The sequence below is a fragment of the Saliphagus sp. LR7 genome, assembly GCF_003344565.1.
Taxonomy (GTDB): Archaea; Halobacteriota; Halobacteria; order Halobacteriales; family Natrialbaceae; genus Saliphagus; species Saliphagus infecundisoli.
Map to the genome: position 1 here is coordinate 1 of NZ_QPND01000084.1, position 567 is coordinate 567.

Genomic DNA, 567 nt, shown 5'->3' on the forward strand with positions numbered 1-567 from the left:
TCGGCAGAATCGTCAAGCGTGTCGTGTGAGTGCTCGTGCCCGCCGAGAAACGGAACCCATGCTGTGAGCCGGCTGAATCGATTCTCATCGTCGTGGTCGTGTGAGTGTGGGTGTTCGTCCTCGTGATCATGCTCGTGCTCGTCACTGTGTTCGTGAGAATGATCTCTGTGACTGTGTGAGTGGCCGTGGAGGTATTCGCGGATTCCGAGTGCGATGAGTAACACGCCAGCGACGAGACTGACCGGTCCGCCGATTTGGACGTCTCCGAAGAGCACGATCGGCTCGTTGACCTGTGTGAGGTTGAAATAGGATTTCGCGTAAAAGAACACTCCCACCATCGCAATACTGCTGACGAGGTGGCCGACGCCGATGATGAAACTCGCAGCGAAGCCATAGAGCCACTTGTTCGTCTGGTCGAGCGCATACGAGGCAGCTACGGGCCACCCATGCCCGGGTTCGATTCCGTGGACCGCCCCGAGAGCAATCGCCCCGGCAAAGAGCCCGAGATTGTCGAGATACACCATCTGTGCGGTAATATTCCGAAGACGATCGGTTTATGGATTGTTA

At 56.6% G+C, this 567-nt stretch carries 1 pseudogene; it reads right to left on the reverse strand.

Annotated elements, in window-relative coordinates:
* A pseudogene (locus DVH23_RS23275) lies at positions 1–524 on the reverse strand (hypothetical protein); the annotation flags it as partial.
* Positions 525–567: the final 43 nt, after the last annotated feature.